Genomic DNA, 21,592 nt, shown 5'->3' on the forward strand with positions numbered 1-21,592 from the left:
CGGCGTTCGTACAGGCAGAACGAGGGCATATCCTGCATAGCTATCGCAGAGGGCTATGATGTATACTGGATTCATTATACATGAGGAGGAACAGCCCATGGAGCCATTTGTACTTCAGGAAGCCGGCAACGGCACGAAAGTAATGATGCTGAGCGGTTTCATGAGCGCCGGCACGTCCGTAACGGCCGGATTCTCGACGCGCACCGGAGGGGGGAGCGGGGAGCCGTTCGCGGGTTTGAACTGCGGTCTGCACGTGGATGACGAGCCGGAGCGGGTCGTCGCAAACCGCCGATGCCTGGCGGAGGCGCTGGGGGTCCCGTTCGAAGCTTGCACCTACGGCGAGCAGGTGCACGGCAAGGAGATCCAGATGGTGACCGCGGCAATGCGCGGCGCGGGCATACGGGAGCGGGAGACGGCGCTGCAGGCCAAGGACGGATTCATGACGAACGAGCCGGGCGTGTACCTGCATGCGCTCTTCGCGGACTGCGTACCGCTCTACTTCTACGATCCGATCCGGGGAGCGGTCGGTCTGGCGCATGCGGGGTGGAAAGGAACGGCGCTTGGCATTGCCCGGTCGATGGTAGAGGCGATGAGTGCCGCTTACGGCACCAAAGCCCGAGATCTGCTGACTGCGATCGGTCCGTCGATCGGAGCCTGCTGCTATGAAGTGGACGATACGGTCATCTCGCGGATCGATAAAGCGCTCGGCTTCAGCGGGGGAGCAGCGCTCGAAGCCGGGCAGGCCCCTTTCTATGAAGGGAAGCCGAATGGCAAATACACATTAAACTTGCAAGCTGTCAACCGACAAATTATGATAAAAGCAGGAATTATGCCGTCTCATATCGAAATAAGTGGTTTATGTACAAGCTGCCGTACCGATCTTTTCTTCTCGCACCGCAAGGAAGAGGGAAGAACGGGCCGGATGGCAGCTTGGATCGGACTGCGGGCGTAAGGCTCCGAGCCTCCCGCTTCCGGTCAACAAACCGAAGATTTGTCGGCAGCGGGAGGACACAGCGCAAGTGACTACGAATTTACAAGAACGCATCAGGCACGTGAATGACCGGATCGCCGCCGCCTGCCAGAGGGCGGGACGCAGCGCGGATGAAGTCGGGATCATTGCGGTAACCAAATATGTGTCGCTCGAGACGACGGGGACGGCCCTGGATCAAGGTCTCGATCAGATCGGCGAGAATCGCTGGCAGGACGCGGCTGCCAAATGGGAAGCCTTCGGCAGCAGGGCGGTCTGGCATTTTATCGGGCATCTCCAAACCAACAAAGTGAAGGAAGTCGTCGGACGCTTTCAATACATTCATTCGCTGGACAGGCTCTCCCTGGCCAAGGAGATCGAGAAGAAGGCGGCCGCCCTCGGGATTGTCGTTCCCTGCTTCCTCCAGCTGAACATCTCCGGCGAAGAATCCAAATACGGCATGGAACCGGAAGCCTTGATGGATTTTGTGCGCGAGCTCCGCAGGGGCTGCCCGCATATCCGGATCGAGGGATTAATGACCATGGCTCCTTATGAAGCGCGGCCGGAAGAGACGCGTCCTGTCTTCAGCGGACTCCGGGAGTGGAGGGACCGTCTCAACGCAGCGCGGCTGCTGGATTACGAAGTGCACGGCCTCTCCATGGGCATGTCGAATGACTTTGAGATTGCCATTGAGGAAGGCGCCACATGGGTGCGTCTCGGAACCGTTCTGGTGGGTAAGGAATAAGCGCCGGAGAGCTGCAACAAAGGAGGAAAGGGTATGGGTGTGATGAATAAATTCATGAACTTTTTGGGCCTGCAGGAAGAAGAGGAGATCGTAGAGCGCGAGCGTGTTGTGGAAACGCACGAAGAAGTGGAACCTCCTGCCCAGGAACCGCGTAAGAGCAGTAAGGGGAATAATATTGTTTCGATCCATTCCCAGAAAAATGTCCGTGTGATCCTTCATGAGCCCCGTTCGTACGAGGAGACCCAGGAGATCGCGGATCATCTTCGTTCCCGCCGTCCCGTCGTGGTGAACCTGCAGCGGATCCGTTCCGACCAGGCGACGCGGATCGTCGATTTTATCAGCGGTACCGTGTACGCTTTGAACGGGTCGATTTCGAAGATTGGGCCGAATATCTTCTTATGTACGCCCGATACCGTTGAGATTCACGGTTCGATCTCGGAGATCATGAACCACGAAGGATAAGGCATATATTAGAGAGGTGAACTGCTTGAACGTCAACATCATCGGTTATGTATCCACACTGATTCAAATTTATCAATATCTCCTGATTGCCTATGTGCTCTTGTCTTGGCTTCCCAATGCGCGCGAGAGCTTTATCGGCGAGTTCCTCGGCAAGTTATGCGAGCCGTACCTCGGCATCTTCCGCCGGTTCATTCCGCCGCTCGGCGGCATGATCGACATCTCCCCGATCGTAGCCCTGATTGCCCTGCAGTTTGTGGGCCAAGGCATCATCGCGATCATCGGATATATCTTGTAACGGACGGAGCCCATCATGACATCAACCGATCCGATTTACTCGCATTTTCACCCGGACGAGCACCGCTTCGTGGACAAGGCGGCCGAGTGGGTGGCCCGGGCGGAAGCGCATGAGGCGAAGCTGACTGACTTCCTGGATCCTCGGCAGGCCTTCATTCTTACGACGCTCGTTAACCGCAGCATGGATGTGCACGTTCATATGAACGGCGGGCACCCGGCCTCCGAACGCAAGCGGGCCTGGATTGCCCCGGATTACCGTGTGCTCGAGGCGGAGGACCCCGGAATCGCTCTGCTATCCATCACCTCCCCGGACGAGAAGCTCGAAGATCTCGATCATGGGGATTACATGGGGGCGATCCTCGGCCTCGGCATCAAGCGGGAGAAGGTCGGCGACATTCATGTTCGTCCGGACGGCTGTCATATTCTCGTGGCCTCGGAGATTGCCGACTACTTCCGGCTGAACCTGAACCAGGTTCACCGGGTGCATGTCATGACCGAAGAGCTGCCTCTGAGCCAGCTGCGCTTTACGGAGGTGAAGCTCGAGGAGCTGCAGCTCTCCGTTGCTTCTTTACGTCTTGACGGTATCGTCAGCGATGTCTACCGTCTCAGCCGGGCCAAGGTGCTCGTCCCGATCAAAGCGGGGCGCTGCAAGGTCAACTGGAAGCAGGAAGAGGATCCGAGCAAGCCGCTTCGCGAGGGGGATGTCGTCTCGCTTCAGGGGGCGGGCCGGTTCAAGGTGCTCGAAGTCGAGGGCGTCACCAAAAAGGGGAGAACCCGCCTAAAAATCGGCAAGTACACGTGACTGCCGATTTTTTGCTGTGGGCGGCCCTGCCGGCCAGGAGGTTCACTCGGGTAGCGGCCTGCGGCCGCGAATTCAGGCGAAATCCGCAGGGGGACAAGCGATTTTCCGTGATTCCGGGGAATTTTTGGCTTGTAGTGCAGGAAAATACGGGAAGCTGTCGAATATACCAGTACATGTTGGTTTCGCTAAATATGCAGGAGGTGCACCGATGGCTTTAACACCGCTCGATATACATAACAAAGAATTCAGCCGGTCCTTTCGCGGATACGATGAAGACGAAGTCAACGAATTTCTCGATCAGGTGATCAAGGACTATGAGGCGCTGATCCGTGAAAATAAAGAGCTGCAAAATCAGCTTATGACCATTCAGGAACGACTCGATCATTTTGCCAATATAGAAGAGACGCTGAGCAAGACGATTATCGTGGCCCAGGAAGCCGCCGATGAAGTCAAGCATAACTCGAAGAAAGAAGCGCAGCTCATCATCAAGGAAGCGGAGAAGAATGCGGACCGCATTATCAATGAGTCGCTCTCGAAGTCGCGCAAGATCTCCATGGAGATCGAGGAGCTGAAGAAGCAGGCGTCGATCTACCGCACCCGGTTCCGGACGTTGATCGAAGCCCAGCTCGAACTGCTCAGCAAAGAAGACTGGAGCTCGCTTGAGCGTACGGAAGTAGAGCAGCCGTAAAGGACGAAGACCGCGGACCTGCAGCCGGTCTTCTGATGAGGGACTGGGGCCTGAGGCTCCCGAAGTTGACGGGAAAGACGCTATCGGCTATACTCCATATAAAGTTAACATGAGCGAAAGCGATGACCGGGACGAGTATTCCGTGTTCTGACCGAAGCCAGCGAACCGGGGATTGGTGGGAGCCCGGCCTTCGGCACCGGAAGAATATCACCTGGGAGCATCTCTTGAAAGCATCCAGTAAAGAGTATCGGCCGATCCCGTTATCGATCAATGAGTGAAGACACTCCTATCTCTATTTGTGCGCATCCGCATGCAAATCTTGGGGTATAGAGGTCTTAATCAGGGTGGTACCGCGAGACTTCTCGTCCCTATGGGATGCTGGAGTCTTTTTTTGTTGTCTGTCGGAAGCGGCGGGTCAGCAGGATCGGCAATTCGAAGAAGGAGTGGAAGCAAGAATGGATTATGGCAAAACATTAAACCTGCTGCAGACCGATTTCCCAATGCGGGGGAACCTGCCGCAGGCTGAACCGAAAATGCAGCAGCACTGGGAAGAGACGGATATGTACCGTCAGGTACAAGAGAGCCGCAAGGGCAAACCAAAGTTCATTCTCCATGACGGGCCCCCGTATGCGAACGGTGATATCCACATCGGGCACGCGCTGAACAAGATCATCAAGGACATCATTGTCCGCTTCAAAACAATGCAGGGCTATGATGCGCCTTATGTGCCGGGCTGGGATACGCATGGTCTGCCGATCGAGCAGGCCATCGCGAACGGCGGCAAGGTCGACCGCAAGAAGATGAGCGTGCCGGAATTCCGCGACTACTGTAAGGCGTACGCTCTGGAGTGGGTCGAGAAGCAGAAAGCCCAGTTCAAGCGACTCGGAATCCGCGGAGATTGGGATCACCCGTACATCACCCTGCAGCCCAAGTACGAAGCGCAGCAGATCCGCCTGTTCGGCGGCATGGTTAACAAAGGTTATATCTACAAGGGCCTGAAGCCGGTCTATTGGTCCCCGTCCTCGGAGAGTGCCCTGGCAGAAGCCGAGATCGAGTATAAGGATAAGACGTCCGCTTCGATCTACGTGGCCTTCGACGTAGCGGATGGCAAAGGCAAGCTGCCTGAAGATGCGGCCATCGTGATCTGGACGACCACCCCTTGGACGCTCCCGGCCAACCTCGGCATCTCGCTTCATCCGGAGTTCGACTATGTCACTGTGGAGACAGGCGGCCGCAAATTCGTCCTGGCGCAGGGGCTGCTGGAAGCCGCTGCGAAGGAGATCGGCTGGACGGATGTGAAGGTCCTGGCCACGCACAAGGGCAGCGAGCTGGAGCGCGTGCTCTGCAAGCATCCGTTTTATGACCGCACGTCGCTCGTCATGACCGGCGAGCATGTCACGCTGGAAGCCGGTACAGGCTGCGTACACACGGCGCCGGGCCACGGGGAAGACGACTTCGTCATCGGCCAGCGCTACAACCTCGGCGTGCTGTGTCCGGTGGACGACCAGGGACATATGACGGCAGAAGCGCCGGGCTTCGAAGGGTTGTTCTACGACAAGGCGAACAAAGCCATCACGGAGAAGCTGCAGGAATCCGGTCATCTGCTGCACCTCGCGATGATCCAGCATCAATACCCGCACGATTGGCGGACAAAGAAGCCGGTCATCTTCCGGGCGACGGAGCAATGGTTCGCTTCCATCGACAAGTTCCGGGCAGAGATGCTCGAGGAGATTAAGAAGATTAACTGGACGCCGGAGTGGGGCGAGATCCGTCTGCACAATATGATCGCGGAGCGGGGCGACTGGTGTATCTCCCGTCAGCGCGCATGGGGCGTGCCAATCCCGATCTTCTACTGCCGCAGCTGCAACGAGCCGCTGGTCAACGAGGCGACGATCGAGCAGGTCGCGGGCATCTTCGAAGAGGAAGGGTCGAATGCTTGGTTCCTGCGCGACGAGAAAGAGCTGCTGCCGGCAGGAACGGTCTGCAGCAAGTGCGGGCACGATCACTTCCGCAAAGAAACCGACATCATGGATGTCTGGTTCGATTCCGGTTCGAGCCATATGGCTGTTCTCGAATCGCGCGAAGAGCTGCAGTGGCCGGCCGACCTGTATCTCGAAGGCTCCGACCAATACCGCGGCTGGTACAACTCGTCGCTGATCACCGGCGTGGCCGTCAAGGGGCAATCCCCTTACAAAGGCATCTTGAGCCACGGGTTCACCCTGGACGGCGAAGGACGCAAGATGTCCAAGTCGCTGGGCAACACGGTGGATCCGAACCAGGTGTGCAACAAGCTCGGGGCCGATATTCTGAGGCTGTGGGTGTCGTCGACGGATTACCAGTCGGATGTGCGCATCTCCGATAACATCCTGAACCAGACGTCCGAGGGCTACCGCAAGATTCGCAACACCCTGCGCTTCCTGCTCGGGAACCTGTCCGACTTTAACCCGGCGGCTGACCGCGTGTCCGTTCAGGAGATGAGCGAGCTGGACCGCTATGCGATGCTGCGCCTCAACCGGCTGATCGAGCGCGTCGTGGCTGCTTACGAGAACTACGAGTTCCACGTGGTCTACCAGGCCGTTCATCACTTCTGCGCCGTAGAGATGAGCGCGTTCTATCTGGATATCCTGAAAGACCGCTTGTATGCGAGCCTGCCGCAGGATCCTGCCCGCCGCGCGGCGCAGACAGTATTATACGAAGCGCTCACGGTAATAACTAAACTGATCGCGCCGATCCTGCCGCATACTTCCGATGAAGTATGGAAGTACATCCCGGGGACGGAGCTGCCGAGCGTACAACTCGCCGAGCTGCCGCCGGTGGACGCTTCCCTCTTCGATGAGGCGCTGGAGGCCAAGTGGGAGCAGCTGGGAGCCATCCGGGACGATGTGCTGAAGGCCCTCGAGGAAGCGCGCAAAGAGAAGCTCATCGGCAACTCGCTCAGCGCCGCGGTTCACCTGTACCCGAACGCCGAAACCGCCGCTTTCTTGCAAGGCTTCGACCGTCTTGATCTGCTGTTCATCGTCTCTGCGGTTGTCGTACATGACAGCGAATCGGCTCCGGTGGGGGCTCATGCCTTCAAGGGATTGTCCGTTCATGTGACATCGGCCGAGGGCGAGAAGTGCGAGCGCTGCTGGATCGTGACGCCGGAAGTGGGCCACAGCGAGAAGCATCCGGCCCTGTGCAAACGGTGTGCCGAAGTAATCGAAGCGGGAGCGCAAGGGTAAGCAGCAAGTGAGGTAAAGTACAGAAAACGAGCCGTTTCCCGGACTTCTGCTAAGCGAAATCCGGGAACAGCTCGTTCTGTTGTTTTTCCCCGGGCAACAGCCGGGGCCTGAAGGAGGGATCACGCTTGGAATCGAAACGCGTCGTACCGAATTCTGAACCGCCCAAGCCGCCGCAGCCGCAAAGGCAGCAGGAGCTGCTCGAGCAGGTACACGGCAAAGTGTCCGAGATCGCCGAAGGGCTCGAGAAGAAGCAGATTGCCGAGTATCTTCAGCTGATGAACGACCCTAAGCGTCTGCTGTGGCTTAATTTTATCAGCGGATCCGCCCGGGGCGTCGGTATTGCTTTTGGTATTACGGTGTTTACTACCGGACTCGTTTATATGCTGAAAGGGCTTGGAGCCTTGGACCTGCCGATCATCGGCGGATTCATTGCCGACCTGGTGGATCAGGTACAGCATCAGATGGGACGGTATTGAGCCCGGTCATAGAGCAGACGTACTACTCATAGCTGTCCTCCACGGAGGTCTCGGGCTCAAGCAGCCCGTAGCCTTCCCCGTTGCGCATGTATTCCCGGTACGCCCCGTTGCGGACAACGGTTACGGCATGGCCATAGAGGTCCGTTGCAACGAAGCTTTCGTAAGACTCCACGAACCCGACATTCTCGTCGGCTTCGATCTCGATCTCGTTGTAGCTGTCCGATTCGTTCGGGTTCTCTGCGTAGGCCGGGGAGGTCGAGGAACCGTAGCTCTCGAGAATCTGCCAGGCATCTTCGCCGTCGAATCCGTTCTGGTCGGGCTGGTCGTCTAGGGAAGTCCGCCCGAATGGAGGGTTCAGGAACTGCTCCTCTACCGGCCGCTCCAGCGGTTCGGGTGCCGGATGGGGCACATGCTCTACGCAGTACATCGTTGTGGGGATGGCTTGAAGCCGCTCGAATGAAATGGAAGTCCCGCAGGTACGGCAGGTGCCGTAGTCGCCGGCATCCATCCGCTCCAGCGCTTCATTCACTCCGGTTAGATGCCGTTCCGCATTTTCAAGCAGCGCGATGTCCTTCGAACGCTCGAACATCTCGGTTCCCATGTCCGCGGGGTGATTGTCGTTCGTCGACAATTCCCCGGTCTGTACGCGGACGGAATCGCCGAGGCCGAAGTGTTCGCCCCCCTGCAGATGCTCTTCGAGCCAGGTCTGCTCTTCTTGAAGCTGGCTCTTCAACTGCTGAAGCTGATCGCTCGTCAGCTTATGTTGTGAATGATGTTCAGTCACCTTCAGCGCCTCCTTCAATACACTTGCACTGCCGTTATTTTTCACGGACGGGGTCCTTTTTACAATGCCAGATATTATGTCCTGCCGGATGTCCCAGCGCCCTTACTTTACCGGCAGCCCACCATGGTGAGGAGTGGATCCATTGAAATACTATATTTACGCATTCATTGTACTGCTGGTCGATCAAGCGACGAAGTGGATGATTGTGAGCAATCTGACGCTAGGTGAAACGATACCGGTCCTCGGCGAGTTCTTCCAAATTACTTCGCACCGCAACCGCGGCGCAGCGTTCGGCATCCTGCAGAATCAACGCTGGTTCTTCCTGCTGATTACCGTGGGCGTGGTCGTCGGCGTGATCTGGTATCTGCGGAAGATACTGAGGGAAGGCAAGCGTCTGCTGCCCTTTGCCCTGTCGCTGCTGCTCGGCGGCGCCTTGGGGAACTTCATCGACCGGGCCTTGTTCGGGGAGGTTGTGGATTTCTTGTATTTTCACTTCCGGTTCCCGTTCTTCGGGTATCCTGTGGATTACTCTTATCCGATCTTCAATGTAGCGGATATGGCGATCGTAACCGGCGTGGGATTGATCTTCCTGGATTCCATTCTGGCTTGGCGCCGCGAGGCTAGAGAAGCAAAAGAACACAATGCACGACAAGTGGAAAGCGGGGATATGCAGCCATGAGAAGCGAACAAGACGAACACCTGCAGGGCAATGACGTGCAGGATTGGATAGAAGAGGCCGAAGGGGCGCTGGAGTGGAGCGTAGGGCAGGAAGAGGCGGGCGAGCGGATCGACAAGTTCCTGGCCGAGATGCTCGAAGACGGGCTCGATGTCTCCCGGACCCAGCTGCAGCAGTGGATCAAGGACGGACACGTCACGATCAGCGGCCGTACGGTGAAGCCGAACTACAAGCTGAGCGAAGGCGACCGGCTGCAGCTGGTCGTACCCGAGCCGCAGGAGCTCGAGCTGACCGCTGAGGACATTCCGCTCGAGGTCGTCTATGAAGACTCCGACGTGATCGTGGTGAACAAGCCGCGCGGCATGGTCGTTCATCCGGCGCCGGGCCATTACAGCGGCACGCTGGTGAATGCGCTGCTGTACCACTGCAAGGACTTATCTGGGATTAACGGGATCATGCGTCCCGGTATCGTCCACCGGATCGACAAGGACACGTCCGGCCTGCTAATGGCCGCGAAGAACGATCTGGCCCATGCCGGATTGACAGAACAGCTCAAGGCCCACTCGGCTACGCGCAAGTACATTGCGCTGGTACACGGCAACGTGCCGCATGAGAACGGAACGGTGGATGCGCCGATCGGCCGCGATCCGAAGGACCGCAAGCTCTATACGGTGACGGAGAAGAACAGCAAGCATGCGGTGACGCACTTTATCGTGCTGGAGCGCTTCGGGGATTATACGCTGATGGAGCTCAAGCTCGAAACCGGGCGGACGCACCAGATCCGCGTGCATATGAAGTTCATCGGGCATCCGCTCGTGGGAGACCCGCAGTACGGGCCCTCGAAGAGCAAGGGCATTCCGATGGACGGGCAGGCGCTGCATGCGGCGGTTCTCGGCTTCGACCACCCGCGGACCGGGGAATCACTGCTGTTCGAGGCGCCGCTGCCGGACGATATGAACCGGCTGCTCGAAGTGTTGAAAATGAGGTAGAGGCGGGGAATGTAACGCATGGGAGAACTCGAAGCGTATATCAATCCGAAGCTAAAAGAGATTCAAATCTCGGGAATCCGCAAAATCGCCAACAAGGTGGCGGAATATCCCGATGCTTTGTCGCTGACGATCGGACAGCCGGACTTTCCGACGCCGGCTCATATTCTGCGGGCAGGCGAGCAGGCAATCGCAGATCACCGTACAACCTATACGCCGAATGCCGGGCTGCCGGAGCTTCGGCGCGCGGCCGCGGCGTTCATCGAAGCCAAATACGGCTTGCAGTACGACCCGGCTGAGGAAGTGATCGTCACCGTCGGCGCCAGCCAGGCGCTCGACATCACGCTCCGTACGATTCTGCAACCGGGAGACGAAGTCATCCTGCCGGGTCCGATCTACCCAGGCTATGAGCCGCTCGTGCGGCTGTGCGGGGGGACACCGGTGTACGTGGATACACGGCGCAGCGGGTTCAAGCTCACAGCCGAGCTGCTGGAGCCTTATCTGACGGAGAATACGCGCTGTGTCATTCTTTGCTATCCGTCGAATCCGACGGGAAGGATCTTAAGCGAGAGGGAGCTCTCCGATATGGCCGGGCTGCTTGAGAACCGGAATGTGTTCGTGGTGTCCGATGAGATCTACAGCGAGCTGGTGTATGAGGGGGCACACCGCTCTATTGCCGGAGTGCCCGGCATGCGGGATAAGACGATCGTTATTAACGGCCTGTCGAAGTCGCATTCGATGACCGGCTGGCGGGTCGGATTCACCTTTGCTCCGGCTTATCTCTCGAGGCACATGGTCAAAGCGCATCAATACAATGTGACCTGCGCCAGTTCGATCTCGCAGTATGCGGCGGTGGCGGCGCTGACGGCCGGACGGGACGACGCGCTGCCGATGAAGGCGGAGTACGTCAAGCGCCGGGATTATGTGTATGACCGGCTGCAGGGCATGGGCTTCGACCTGGTGAAACCGGAAGGCGCGTTCTATCTGTTCCCATCCATCGAACGGTTCGGCCTGCCTTCCATGGAGTTCACTCTGCGGCTCTTGGAGGAGAAGCGGGTAGCCGTCGTGCCCGGGGATGCGTTCTCGGTCTATGGCGAAGGCTACATCCGCCTCTCCTATGCTTATGGCATGGATGTTCTGGAGTCGGGGATGGAGCGGCTCGAGGCATTTGTTAAAGGGTTATAACCTTTGGTGTTATACTTGAGCAGCAAAAAAGACCACACTTGGCAGCAGTTGTCTGCCGGTGCGGTCTTTTTGTTGTTCGCGGCGAGTGGATTGTATTTCCCAAGGCCGGAAAAGGAGGGGGAGGCAGCTTATGCGTCCCGGAAAAGGAAGCTCCCGGGGACGGAGGAGTATGCGGCAGTCACAGCCGGCCTGTCCTCTTCATCTTTACTTGGAGGCTCTCCAAGTGAAGTAGTCGGTCATCACGCTGACGGCGAGGTCGATCGCGCGCTCGTCCGGCTCGAGCTTGGCGTGGTGCAGCCCGTACGGCGTATCGACGCCAAGCCAGAACATGAAGCCCGGAACGGCTTCGAGGAAATAACCAAAATCCTCGCCGGTCATCGCCTCGGTACATTCGACGAGCTGTACGTCGTTTCGCCGCGCTTCCCGCAGCCAGGCCATGAAGTTCTCCGTCACGCCGGCTTCGTTGAATACTTGGCGGTAATTCGCGCCGTAATCGATCTCCGCCTGGCACCCGAACGAAACCTCGATGCCGGAGACGATCGCTTCGATCCTGGATTTTACCAGCTTCATCGAATCGGCGGATAAGGTGCGGATCGTACCTTCAAGCCTGGCTTTCTCCGCGATGATATTCTGCTTCGTTCCTCCTTCGATCTTACCGATCGTGATCACGGCGGAGTCGAGCGGGTTGATATTGCGGGAGATGACCGTCTGCAGCTGCCCGACGAGCTGGCAGGCGGCGATCACCATGTCATTGGCGTTGTGGGGGAAAGCGGCATGGCCCCCTTTGCCCGTCAGATCGATGAACAGCTCCGATGTATTGGCGAAGAGAATGCCGGGCTTCGTCGCAATCGTGCCCACGGGATACTCCGGGGCCACATGGAGCGCGAACATTTCCTGAGGCATCCAATCCCCGAGCGCCCCGCTCTCGAGCATCGGCAGCGCGCCGCCGGGGCCTTCCTCGGCAGGCTGGAAGATGAAGGTAAGGTCGTCGCGGACCGGCTGCCGGGCGAAGTACGACAGCACCCCGAGCCCGATGGTCATGTGCAGATCATGGCCGCAGGCGTGCATGTATCCCGGGTGCTCTGAGCGGAAGTCATAGCCGGTTTCCTCGGCGATCGGCAGACCGTCCATGTCGGCCCGGTAGCCGTACCGGCGCTGCGGGTTCGTGCCCCTGACGTTCACCAGGATGCCCGTGCGCCAGGTGCGTACCTCGATATGCTCCTGCGGAAGGGATGCGATATAATCCAGCAGGTACTGCTGGGTCTTGAATTCCTGATAGCCGGGTTCGGGAATGCGGTGCAGGTCCCGGCGGATTCGGGCGGATTCGAATGGAAGGGTCGTCATGACAAGGGTTGCCTCCTCTGGATAGGGTCGTTAGAGTGGGGGCCGCCGGCTCACAAGATAAACGGCTTCGCCGTCCTTTAAGGGCAGTGCGCGTTTATTAGAAATATACGAAGACAGAATCGAGCTCTGGCGCGATATACATTCTTGGATTTTAAAAAAAGCCCGGCGCGCGGGGCGCCGGGCCTTCTCCCCGAGGCGGGGCAGGAGCCGTCTGGCTATACCTTGCCTTACAGGGTACGGAGATCCTTGAGGATCTCGGTCTTGGACTTCGTCTTGTCATCGACTTTCTTGATGACGCGCGCAGGTGTACCTGCGACTACGCTGAACGGAGGCACGTCTTCTGTGACGACAGCGCCGGCAGCGACCACAGAGCCTTCGCCTACGCGTACGCCTTCGAGAATAACGGCATTCGCACCGACGAGCACGTCGTCTTCAATGACGACCGGCTGAGCGGATGGCGGCTCGATAACGCCTGCGAGTACGGAGCCTGCGCCGATGTGGCACATGTTGCCGACTTTGACACGGCCGCCGATGACGACGCCCATGTCGATCATCGTGCCGGAGCCGATGGAAGCGCCGATGTTGATGACCGCGCCCATCATGATGATGGCGTTGTCGCCGATGCCGACCATCTCGCGGATCGTAGCGCCCGGCTCGATACGGGCGTTGATGCCTTTGAGATCGAGCAGCGGAATCGCGGAGTTGCGGCGGTCGTTCTCCACTACGTAGTCTTCGATTTTGGCGGCATGCTCGTCGAGCACGCTCTTGATATCAGTCCACTCGCCGAACAGAACGCCGCTTGGGCCGGAGAGGAACGATTGAACGCCTTCAGGGAAAGAGATGGATGCCAGGTCGCCCTTGATATATACCTTGACAGGGGTTTTCTTTTTGCTGGTCTTGATCAGGTTGATAACTTCTTCCGTATTCATTTCGATAGACATGAGGGGGTTACAGCTCCTTATGTAATAATAACGTAATTGGAAAGTGAACCATACCGGTCAATCACCTTAGAACGGGCTATGGCCCGGTTCACGAACTACATCTTTTATAGCATAAAACACCTTCCGCAGGCAATCATGGCGAGGTGAATATCAAATGAATCTCCTGCGATTATTCGGGACGTATTGACAAGCCGTGTCGAACGTGGGATAATTCTTGGTAATTGAATAGCACCTTTAAAAACAGTCCCGTGAGGCTGGCAAGGTGAACGATGAATCGGATTCTCTACTTGGAGTATATCCGCTGGCGCTGCCATGCGGTCAAATATTCCAGGGACGGTTCTGTTCTTGTATACACATAACCTTGCCATGACGGCAAGGTTATTTTTTGTGGAGCGGAGAGCTGCGGAGGCACCAGCCGGCCGCTCAAGATGAAGGAGGACGGACCGCAATGCTGCAAACCGAGCATGTGCTCATGGATGAAATCGCTGTGCGGCGGGCGCTGACCCGGATCGCGCATGAAATACTCGAGAAGAACAAGGGATTCGAGAACTGTATCCTGATCGGCATTCGGACACGGGGGATTCACTTGGCCCGCAGGGTATCCGACCGGATCCGCGAGATCGAAGGGGTTCCTGCCCCGGTTGGAGAAGTGGACGTTACCCGGTACCGGGACGACCGGATTGTGTCGCTGGAGACTGCGGTGACCGGGGGCGGGGAAGCGGCATCCTCAGGCGAGGACCTGCAGGAGAAGCTGGTCGTGCAGGGCCGCAAGCTGATCCTCTTCGACGATGTGCTGTTCACGGGCCGGACGGTCCGGGCGGCGATGGATGCGCTGATGGATCTCGGACGCCCCCAGATGATTCAGCTGGCGGTGCTGGTAGACCGGGGGCACAGGGAACTGCCGATCCGGCCGGATTTCGTCGGCAAGAACATTCCTACATCGAAGCAGGAGTCCATCGAAGTGAAGCTGTCCGAAGTGGACGGCAGCGACCAGGTCATCATTACAGGACAGAGGAGGCCAACCGAATGACACAACTCAGCGTACACACAGACAAACATCTGCTTGGCACCAAAGGTATGACGGCCGGCGAACTGACATCCATTCTGGACAGGGCGGCTTACTGGGAACAGTATCCGGTGAAGGTCTCGAACGGCCTGCAGGGCCGCTTCGTAGCGAATATGTTCTTCGAGAACAGCACGCGGACCCGGTTTTCCTTCGAGGTGGCGGAGAAGCGTCTCGGAGCGGAGGTACTGAACTTCGCCGCCGCCGTTTCTTCGGTACAAAAAGGGGAATCGATCTACGATACGGTCCGCACGATCGAATCGATGGGCGTCGATGCGGGGGTCATCCGCATGAAGCCGAACGGCCTGCTCGCCGAGCTCGCGCAGAAGATCAGGGTGCCGCTCATCAACGCGGGAGACGGCAACAACGAGCACCCGACGCAGGCGCTGCTCGATCTCTACACGATGCGCAAGCAGTTCGGAGAGCTGAGGGGGCTGAGCGTTGCCATTGTCGGCGACATCCAGCACAGCCGGGTGGCCCGCTCGAACCTCTGGGCGCTGCAGACGCTGGGCGCCAAAGTCAGCTTCTGCGCCCCGCAGGGGATGCAGGCGGCCGAGCTGGCAGGGCATGCTCCTTACGTCAGCATCGACGAAGCCCTGAAGGCCGATGTGGTTATGATGCTGCGGGTGCAGCTCGAACGCCATGAGGGCACCTTGTTCGGATCGGCCGGGGAATACCGGGCCGCTTACGGGCTGACGGTGGAACGGGCAGCACGGATGGCGCCTCACGCGATCATCATGCATCCGGCTCCGGTGAACCGGGGGGTCGAGATCGACGACGAGCTGGTCGAAAGCGAGAAATCGAAGATTTTCCAGCAGATGAGCCATGGCGTGCCGATCCGGATGGCCGTCATCGAGAGGGCGCTGAGCTGACAAGGATCATAAGGGGACGAGTATTCCGTAAGGCGTCCTTGCAACTATAGATGATAGAAGTTTGATAATAGGATCGGAGGTTCCCATGGGGATTTGGATTAGGAACGCCAGCGTGGTGGCAGCCGGCAGCGAAGTAACGAAGAAGCACGTTCTGATTGAAGGCGGCGTTGTGGAGAGCATCGTGGATGCGGAAGCGGGCGAGCCGGATACCGCAGGACATACGGTAGTGGATGCGGCAGGCAAGCTGCTGGCTCCGGGCCTCATTGATATGCATGTGCACCTGCGAGAGCCGGGGTTTGAGTATAAGGAAGACATCGCGTCGGGCACGCGTTCGGCAGCCAAGGGCGGATTCACGACGATCGCCTGCATGCCGAATACCCGGCCCGTGATCGATACCGTGGAGACGGTAAAGTATGTGCTCGACAAGGCCGAGACCGAGGGCATCGTCCGTGTACTGCCTTACGGCTGTATCACGAAGAACGAGCTTGGGCGCGAGCTGACGGACTTCGATGCGCTGAAGGAAGCGGGGGTCATCGGATATACGGATGACGGCGTAGGCGTACAGAGCGCACAGATGATGAAGGATGCGATGGCGAAGGCCGCATCGATCGGCATGCCGATTATCGCCCACTGCGAAGATAACACGCTGGTCGAAGGGGCGGCGGTATCCGAGGGGGCGTTCGCCCGCAAGCACGGTCTGAAGGGCATCCCGAACGAATCCGAAGCGATTCATGTGGGCCGGGACATCCTGCTGGCGGAAGCAACCGGCGTCCACTACCACGTCTGTCACGTCAGCACGGAACAGTCCGTCCGCCTGATCCGGCACGCGAAGCAGTTCGGCATCAAGGTGACTGCGGAAGTGTGTCCTCACCACCTGATCCTGTCGGATGAGGATATCCCGGACAGCATGGATGCGAACTGGAAGATGAACCCGCCGCTGCGGACGCCGCGCGATGTGCGGGCCTGCATCGAGGGCCTTGTGGACGGCACGATCGACATCGTAGTGACCGACCACGCGCCGCACAGCGCGGAAGAGAAGGGCCGCGGCATGCAGCTGGCACCGTTCGGCATCACCGGCTTTGAGACGGCATTCCCTCTCCTGTACACGAAATTCGTGGCTACCGGCGAGTGGACACTGGAATTCCTCGTCGACAAGATGACGAAGCTGCCCGCACAGGTATTCGGTCTTCCTTGGGGTACGCTTGAGACCGGCAAACCGGCGGATCTTACGCTGATCGATCTCGAGACCGAGAAGGAAGTGAACCCGGAGGAGTTCCTCTCCAAGGGCAAGAATACGCCATTCACGGGCTGGAAGCTCCGCGGCTGGCCGGCGCTCACGATGGTGGGCGGCCAAGTGGTCTGGTCTGCCGAGTAAGGTCAGGAGGATCTGGACCGGGGTCGCAGAGCGCACCGCTTTAGTGCACTGCTCCGGCTCCGGGTTGAATAGAGCATGTAACTGGGCCGAGCCAAGGCGCATACCTTATCTAGGCGAATCATCGGGGGAGAAGAGCAGTATAACGTGATGCATTCACGATCCCCCGCTGTAACAAATCCGAACGGAACGCGGCTGATGCCACAGGATCGTTCACAAGTTAGGGCAGAGCATTTACCACAAAGGAGTGAGACTTCATGCAAGCAAGATTGGTGTTGGAAGACGGTACGGTATTTACCGGCAAAGCATTCGGCGGTTCCGGCGACTCCGTTGGCGAGGTCGTCTTTAATACAGGCATTACAGGGTATCAGGAAGTTCTCTCCGATCCGTCGTACTGCGGACAGATCGTGACGATGACTTACCCGCTGATCGGCAACTACGGCATCACAAGAGACGACTTCGAGTCGATCCGCCCGTTCATTCACGGCTTCGTAGTCCGCGAGCATGAGGAAGTGCCGAGCAACTGGAGAGCCCAGTACTCGATCGACTCCCTGCTCAAAGAATACGACATCATGGGCATCAGCGGCATCGATACCCGGATGCTGACCCGCCGTATTCGTCACCATGGGGTCATGAAAGGCCTGTTGACCACGTCGGGCAAGCGTGTGGAAGAACTGCTCGAGCAGATGAAGGCCGTTCCGCTTATGACCGATCAAGTACCGCGCGTCTCCACGAAGAATGTGTTCCACAGCCCGGGCGCTAAGGAGCGCATCGTCGTTATCGACTTCGGCTCGAAGAGCGGCATCCTGCGCGACCTCACGAAGCGCGGCTGCGACGTGGTCGTCGTGCCTCAAGATACGAGCGCGGAGCAAATCCGCCGTATCGCACCGGACGGCGTACTGCTCTCCAATGGCCCTGGGGACCCGAAAGACGTGCAGCATGCGGTACAGACGATCTCCCAGCTGCTCGGCGAGTTCCCGCTCTTCGGCATCTGCCTCGGACACCAGCTGTTCGCTCTGGCCGCCGGCGCGGACACGGAGAAGCTGAAGTTCGGACACCGCGGTGGGAACCATCCGGTGAAGGATCTGGCTACAGGGCGCTGCTATATTACTTCCCAGAACCACGGTTACACGGTGAAAGAAGAGTCGGTCGCCGGTACCGAGCTGGAAGTGACGCATATCAACAACAACGACCGTACGATCGAAGGGCTTCGTCATAAGAAGCACCCTGCGTTCTCGGTACAATACCATCCGGAGGCTGCACCGGGACCGTTCGACTCGAGCTACCTGTTCGATGACTTCCTCCAGCTGATCCGCGATCACAAGACCAATCATCCGAAGCTGCCAAGACAGGCGCAGATCGCCGCCGCTTATCAAGCGGGCAGCACGGAGCCTACATCCGCATCGAAAGGGGAGCTGCACTATGCCGAAAAATAATTCGCTCAAAAAAATCCTCGTTATCGGTTCGGGACCTATCGTCATCGGACAAGCGGCGGAATTCGACTATGCCGGCACCCAAGCCTGCCAAGCGCTCAAAGAAGAAGGCTATGAAGTTGTTCTGATCAACTCCAACCCGGCTACGATCATGACCGATACCAACATGGCCGACAAAGTATACATCGAACCGATCACCCTGGAGTTTGTTACGCAGATCATCCGCCAAGAACGTCCGGACGGACTGCTGCCGACCCTCGGCGGCCAGACCGGCCTCAACATGGCGGTGGAGCTGGCACGCGCAGGCGTGCTCGAGCGCGAGAACGTGAAGCTGCTCGGCACCCAGCTTACGGCCATCGAGAAAGCAGAGGACCGCGATCTGTTCCGCGATCTGATGCGTGAACTCGAGCAGCCGGTACCGGAGAGCGTCATTGTTACGACTGTTCAGGAAGCGGTGGACTTCGCGAACGAGATCGGCTATCCGATCATCGTACGCCCGGCTTATACGCTCGGCGGAACCGGCGGCGGGATCTGCTCGAATGAGGAAGAGCTGCTGGAGATCGTCTCTTCGGGGATCCGCTACAGCCCGATCAACCAGTGTCTCGTCGAGAAAAGCATCGCAGGTATGAAAGAAGTCGAGTACGAGGTCATGCGCGACGCCAATGACAACTGTATCGTCGTCTGCAACATGGAGAACTTTGATCCGGTCGGCGTACATACCGGCGACAGTATCGTCGTAGCGCCGAGCCAGACGCTCTCCGACCGCGAATACCAAATGCTGCGTTCCGCCTCGCTCAAGATCATCCGTGCCCTGAGCATCGAAGGCGGCTGTAACGTCCAGTTCGCGCTGGACCCGCACTCTTACCAATATTATGTAATCGAAGTGAATCCGCGTGTAAGCCGTTCCTCGGCTCTGGCTTCCAAGGCAACAGGTTACCCGATCGCCAAGATGGCCGCGAAGATCGCGATCGGCTACACCCTCGATGAGATCGTCAACCCGGTTACGGGCCAGACGTATGCTTGCTTCGAGCCTACGCTCGATTATATCGTATCGAAAATTCCACGCTGGCCGTTCGACAAGTTCACGGCAGCGAACCGGAAGCTTGGCACGCAGATGAAAGCGACCGGCGAAGTCATGGCGATCGGCCGCACGTTCGAGGAGTCGATCCACAAGGCGATCCGTTCCCTCGAGATCGGCGTACACCGCCTCTGTCTCAAGGACACCGACAAGCTCGATCAGGCGACGCTGGAGCTGCGCCTCGTGAAGCCGGACGACGAGCGGATCTTCCTGATCGCCGAAGCACTCCGCCGCGGATACACGGTACAGCAGCTTCAGGACCTTACGAAGGTTGACTGGTGGTTCCTGCACAAACTCGAGAAGATGATTGCCTTCGAAGCCCAGCTGCTGCAGCCTGAATTGACGGAAGAGCTGCTGCTTGAAGCGAAGCGCAAAGGTTTCACCGACCGGGCTATCGCCGAAGTCCGCAGTGCAGCCGGAACGGGCCTGAACTTGACGAAGGAAGCCGACGTGCGTTCGTACCGTCTTGGTCTCGGACTGAAGCCGGTCTACAAGATGGTAGATACGTGCGCCGCTGAATTCGAAGCGACGACGCCTTACTACTACTCGACGTATGAAGTGGAAGACGAAGTGAAGGAAACCGAGAAAGAGAAGATCGTCGTGCTGGGTTCCGGTCCGATCCGGATCGGCCAGGGCATCGAGTTCGATTACTCCACGGTACACGCCGTCTGGGCCATCCAGAACGCGGGCTACGAAGCTGTTATCATCAACAACAACCCGGAGACGGTATCGACGGACTTCAATACGTCCGACCGCCTCTACTTCGAGCCGCTCTTCTTCGAAGATGTCATGAACGTCATCGAACGTGAGAAGCCGGTCGGTGTCATCGTGCAGTTCGGCGGCCAAACGGCCATCAACCTGGCAGCGCCGCTCGCCAAAGCGGGCGTACGCATTCTAGGTACGGACCTTGAGAACATCGATGCGGCAGAAGACCGCAAGAAGTTCGAAGCGCTGCTGAATAAGCTGGAGATCGCACAGCCGCCGGGCGGTACGGTCACTTCCGTAGACCAGGCCGTAGGCATGGCTTCCCGGTTCGGTTATCCGGTGCTCGTCCGTCCTTCCTACGTACTGGGCGGCCGCGCAATGGAGATTGTCTATTCCGACGAGGAACTGCTGAGCTACATGGAGTATGCCGTCACGATCAATCCGGAGCATCCGGTCCTGATCGACCGCTATATGCTCGGTAAAGAAGTAGAAGTCGACGCGATCTGCGACAAAGAGACCGTACTGATCCCGGGCATCATGGAACATGTCGAGAGAGCGGGCGTGCACTCCGGCGACTCCATCTCGGTGTATCCGCCGCAGACGGTTTCGGAAGAGCTCAAAGCGAAGATCGTCGACATTACGACCAAGATTGCCAGAGGCCTGCAGATCGTAGGTCTGGTGAATATCCAGTTCGTCATCTATCAAGACGAAGTGTATGTCATCGAAGTGAACCCACGTTCCTCGCGGACCGTACCGTTCCTGAGCAAGGTCACGAAGATTCCGATGGCTAACGTGGCGACTCGCGTCATTACTGGTGAATCCTTGGCAAGCATGGGCTACGAGACGGGACTGTGGCCTGAAGATGACTACGTCTCGGTGAAAGTACCGGTCTTCTCCTTTGCGAAGCTGCGCCGCGTAGATACGACGCTCGGACCGGAGATGAAATCGACGGGCGAAGTCATGGGCCGCGACAAAACGTTCGCCAAAGCACTCTACAAAGGCTTCATCGGTTCCGGTATGAAGGTGCCTCCTGCCGGGGCTATCATCGCAACTATCGCCGATAAGGATAAGGAAGAGGCGCTTGAGATCTTCCGCGGCTTCGATCGTCTAGGCTACCGCATCATCGCCACAGGCGGTACGGCACAGACCTTCGAAGATGCAGGGCTGGCTGTGACCCGCGTTCACAAGCTGAGCGAAGGCTCGCCGAACATTCTCGACCTGATCCGCGGAGGGGAAGCCCACTTCGTGGTGAATACCCTGACCAAAGGCAAAGCCCCGGAACGGGACGGCTTCCGGATCCGCCGGGAAGCGGTAGAGAACGGCATTGTGTGCATGACCTCGCTCGATACGGTGAAGGCGCTGCTGCACGTATTGGAGTCGATCTACTTCCAATCGACGGCTATGCCGATCGTTCACGCTTAATTACAACTCTCACACGATTAGCACAGGATCCCCGAAGTTCAAGGGAAACTGTGCTAATCCCATGATTGGGGGGTCT

Annotated in this window: 19 protein-coding genes and 1 other annotated feature; of the genes, 16 read left to right on the top strand and 3 right to left on the bottom strand. The window is 58.2% G+C overall.

Features of this window, described 5'->3' with window-relative positions:
* Positions 1-97 precede the first annotated feature (97 nt).
* The 8 genes from pgeF (at position 98) to O9H32_RS04810 (ending at position 7,655) form a co-directional block, all read left to right on the top strand.
* A complete protein-coding gene (gene pgeF / locus O9H32_RS04775; protein WP_269864725.1) occupies positions 98-952 on the top strand; it encodes a peptidoglycan editing factor PgeF in 855 nt (284 codons plus the stop codon).
* A 67-nt stretch (positions 953-1,019) separates the two neighbouring features.
* Positions 1,020-1,712 (top strand): YggS family pyridoxal phosphate-dependent enzyme, encoded by a 693-nt coding sequence (locus O9H32_RS04780; protein WP_269864726.1) that lies wholly within the window; start codon positions 1,020-1,022, stop codon positions 1,710-1,712.
* A 33-nt stretch (positions 1,713-1,745) separates the two neighbouring features.
* The gene (locus tag O9H32_RS04785) at positions 1,746-2,174 is read left to right on the top strand and encodes a cell division protein SepF (RefSeq protein ID WP_269864727.1); all 429 of its coding nucleotides are present in this window, start codon (positions 1,746-1,748) and stop codon (positions 2,172-2,174) included.
* Positions 2,175-2,199: 25 nt separating this feature from the next.
* Positions 2,200-2,469, top strand: coding sequence for a YggT family protein (locus O9H32_RS04790; RefSeq protein ID WP_269864728.1), 270 nt, complete (start codon positions 2,200-2,202; stop codon positions 2,467-2,469).
* 15 nt (positions 2,470-2,484) lie between these two features.
* Positions 2,485-3,270, top strand: a complete 786-nt coding sequence (locus tag O9H32_RS04795; protein WP_269864729.1) for a YlmH family RNA-binding protein — start codon at positions 2,485-2,487, stop codon at positions 3,268-3,270.
* A gap of 208 nt (positions 3,271-3,478) precedes the next feature.
* Positions 3,479-3,958 (top strand): DivIVA domain-containing protein, encoded by a 480-nt coding sequence (locus O9H32_RS04800; RefSeq protein ID WP_269864730.1) that lies wholly within the window; start codon positions 3,479-3,481, stop codon positions 3,956-3,958.
* Positions 3,959-4,071: 113 nt separating this feature from the next.
* Positions 4,072-4,331: a binding site (T-box leader), on the top strand.
* Positions 4,332-4,413: 82 nt separating this feature from the next.
* Complete coding sequence (gene ileS / locus O9H32_RS04805) at positions 4,414-7,179, top strand: isoleucine--tRNA ligase (RefSeq protein WP_269864731.1); 2,766 nt, start codon at positions 4,414-4,416, stop codon at positions 7,177-7,179.
* A 125-nt stretch (positions 7,180-7,304) separates the two neighbouring features.
* Positions 7,305-7,655, top strand: coding sequence for a DUF5665 domain-containing protein (locus O9H32_RS04810; RefSeq protein WP_269864732.1), 351 nt, complete (start codon positions 7,305-7,307; stop codon positions 7,653-7,655).
* Positions 7,656-7,677: 22 nt separating this feature from the next.
* On the opposite strand, the gene O9H32_RS04815 is transcribed toward O9H32_RS04810, so the two are convergent.
* Positions 7,678-8,439, bottom strand: a complete 762-nt coding sequence (locus O9H32_RS04815; RefSeq protein ID WP_269864733.1) for a TraR/DksA C4-type zinc finger protein — start codon at positions 8,437-8,439, stop codon at positions 7,678-7,680.
* Between the two features lie 142 nt (positions 8,440-8,581).
* Between O9H32_RS04815 and lspA the strand changes: the two genes are divergently transcribed.
* Genes lspA through O9H32_RS04830 form a run of 3 tightly spaced genes read left to right on the top strand, consistent with a single transcriptional unit; the run spans position 8,582 to position 11,286 of the window.
* Complete coding sequence (gene lspA, locus O9H32_RS04820; protein ID WP_269864734.1) at positions 8,582-9,118, top strand: signal peptidase II; 537 nt, start codon at positions 8,582-8,584, stop codon at positions 9,116-9,118.
* The gene (locus O9H32_RS04825; protein ID WP_269864735.1) at positions 9,115-10,104 is read left to right on the top strand and encodes an RluA family pseudouridine synthase; all 990 of its coding nucleotides are present in this window, start codon (positions 9,115-9,117) and stop codon (positions 10,102-10,104) included. The genes lspA and O9H32_RS04825 overlap by 4 nt, the downstream gene beginning before the upstream one ends.
* An 18-nt stretch (positions 10,105-10,122) precedes the next feature.
* Complete coding sequence (locus O9H32_RS04830; protein ID WP_269864736.1) at positions 10,123-11,286, top strand: aminotransferase A; 1,164 nt, start codon at positions 10,123-10,125, stop codon at positions 11,284-11,286.
* A 204-nt stretch (positions 11,287-11,490) separates the two neighbouring features.
* On the opposite strand, the gene O9H32_RS04835 is transcribed toward O9H32_RS04830, so the two are convergent.
* A complete protein-coding gene (locus tag O9H32_RS04835) occupies positions 11,491-12,630 on the bottom strand; it encodes an N-acetyldiaminopimelate deacetylase (protein WP_269864737.1) in 1,140 nt (379 codons plus the stop codon).
* 227 nt (positions 12,631-12,857) lie between these two features.
* A complete protein-coding gene (gene dapD / locus O9H32_RS04840; RefSeq protein WP_269864738.1) occupies positions 12,858-13,571 on the bottom strand; it encodes a 2,3,4,5-tetrahydropyridine-2,6-dicarboxylate N-acetyltransferase in 714 nt (237 codons plus the stop codon).
* Between the two features lie 448 nt (positions 13,572-14,019).
* Between dapD and pyrR the strand changes: the two genes are divergently transcribed.
* The 5 genes from pyrR to carB all read left to right on the top strand — a co-directional run bounded on the left by pyrR (position 14,020) and on the right by carB (position 21,516).
* A complete protein-coding gene (pyrR, locus tag O9H32_RS04845) occupies positions 14,020-14,601 on the top strand; it encodes a bifunctional pyr operon transcriptional regulator/uracil phosphoribosyltransferase PyrR (RefSeq protein ID WP_269864739.1) in 582 nt (193 codons plus the stop codon).
* Entirely contained in the window at positions 14,598-15,506 is a 909-nt protein-coding gene (locus tag O9H32_RS04850) for an aspartate carbamoyltransferase catalytic subunit (RefSeq protein ID WP_269864740.1), read from the top strand. Before pyrR ends, O9H32_RS04850 begins: the two co-directional genes overlap by 4 nt.
* Positions 15,507-15,591: 85 nt before the next feature.
* On the top strand, positions 15,592-16,881 hold the full coding sequence (locus O9H32_RS04855) for a dihydroorotase (protein ID WP_269864741.1): 1,290 nt from the start codon (positions 15,592-15,594) through the stop codon (positions 16,879-16,881).
* Positions 16,882-17,135: 254 nt separating this feature from the next.
* A complete protein-coding gene (locus O9H32_RS04860) occupies positions 17,136-18,314 on the top strand; it encodes a carbamoyl phosphate synthase small subunit (protein ID WP_269864742.1) in 1,179 nt (392 codons plus the stop codon).
* Positions 18,301-21,516, top strand: a complete 3,216-nt coding sequence (carB, locus tag O9H32_RS04865) for a carbamoyl-phosphate synthase large subunit (protein ID WP_269864743.1) — start codon at positions 18,301-18,303, stop codon at positions 21,514-21,516. The genes O9H32_RS04860 and carB overlap by 14 nt, the downstream gene beginning before the upstream one ends.
* Positions 21,517-21,592 lie beyond the last annotated feature (76 nt).

The sequence above is a fragment of the Paenibacillus caseinilyticus genome (assembly GCF_027533645.1).
GTDB lineage: Bacteria > Bacillota > Bacilli > Paenibacillales > NBRC-103111 > Paenibacillus_G > Paenibacillus_G caseinilyticus.

Bases quoted from the DNA above. Each gene is read 5' to 3' on its own strand.
- pgeF (WP_269864725.1), top strand. From the start codon at position 98: ATGGAGCCATTTGTACTTCAGGAAGCCGGCAACGGCACGAAAGTAATG.
- O9H32_RS04785 (WP_269864727.1), top strand. From the start codon at position 1,746: ATGGGTGTGATGAATAAATTCATGAACTTTTTGGGCCTGCAGGAAGAA.
- O9H32_RS04795 (WP_269864729.1), top strand. From the start codon at position 2,485: ATGACATCAACCGATCCGATTTACTCGCATTTTCACCCGGACGAGCAC.
- O9H32_RS04800 (WP_269864730.1), top strand. From the start codon at position 3,479: ATGGCTTTAACACCGCTCGATATACATAACAAAGAATTCAGCCGGTCC.
- ileS (WP_269864731.1), top strand. From the start codon at position 4,414: ATGGATTATGGCAAAACATTAAACCTGCTGCAGACCGATTTCCCAATG.
- O9H32_RS04825 (WP_269864735.1), top strand. From the start codon at position 9,115: ATGAGAAGCGAACAAGACGAACACCTGCAGGGCAATGACGTGCAGGAT.
- O9H32_RS04830 (WP_269864736.1), top strand. From the start codon at position 10,123: ATGGGAGAACTCGAAGCGTATATCAATCCGAAGCTAAAAGAGATTCAA.
- O9H32_RS04835 (WP_269864737.1), bottom strand. From the start codon at position 12,630: ATGACGACCCTTCCATTCGAATCCGCCCGAATCCGCCGGGACCTGCAC.
- dapD (WP_269864738.1), bottom strand. From the start codon at position 13,571: ATGTCTATCGAAATGAATACGGAAGAAGTTATCAACCTGATCAAGACC.
- pyrR (WP_269864739.1), top strand. From the start codon at position 14,020: ATGCTGCAAACCGAGCATGTGCTCATGGATGAAATCGCTGTGCGGCGG.
- O9H32_RS04850 (WP_269864740.1), top strand. From the start codon at position 14,598: ATGACACAACTCAGCGTACACACAGACAAACATCTGCTTGGCACCAAA.
- O9H32_RS04855 (WP_269864741.1), top strand. From the start codon at position 15,592: ATGGGGATTTGGATTAGGAACGCCAGCGTGGTGGCAGCCGGCAGCGAA.
- O9H32_RS04860 (WP_269864742.1), top strand. From the start codon at position 17,136: ATGCAAGCAAGATTGGTGTTGGAAGACGGTACGGTATTTACCGGCAAA.
- carB (WP_269864743.1), top strand. From the start codon at position 18,301: ATGCCGAAAAATAATTCGCTCAAAAAAATCCTCGTTATCGGTTCGGGA.